At 66.9% G+C, this 323-nt stretch carries 1 protein-coding gene; it reads left to right on the forward strand.

Going from position 1 to position 323, the window contains the following annotated elements; all coding sequences use genetic code 11:
• The coding region (locus IAE37_RS28660; RefSeq protein ID WP_201178803.1) for a c-type cytochrome at positions 1 to 247 on the forward strand (247 nt) is incomplete at its 5' end.
• Positions 248 to 323 lie beyond the last annotated feature (76 nt).

The raw sequence follows: 323 nt of genomic DNA on the forward strand, positions 1-323 counted from the left end.
CTTCGCCGCCAACTGCGTGGCCTGCCACGGGCCTGAAGGCAAGGGGACCCCGGCCATGGGCGCACCCGACCTGACCCACCCACAGGCGTTCATCTACGGCTCGAGTTTCGCCCAACTGCAACAGACCATCCGCTATGGTCGCCAGGGGCAGATGCCGGCCCAGGCGGACATCCAGGGTAACGACAAGGTGCACTTGCTGGCGGCGTACGTGTACAGCCTGGCAAAGAGTACCGGCACATCCGAGTGACCTCCGGGGCCGCTTTGCGGCCCATCGCGGCACAAGGCCGCTCCTACAACGCGCCCCTGTAGGAGCGGCCTTGTGC

Origin of the sequence: Pseudomonas sp. S31 (genome assembly GCF_016648105.1) — a bacterium.
Lineage (GTDB): Bacteria > Pseudomonadota > Gammaproteobacteria > Pseudomonadales > Pseudomonadaceae > Aquipseudomonas.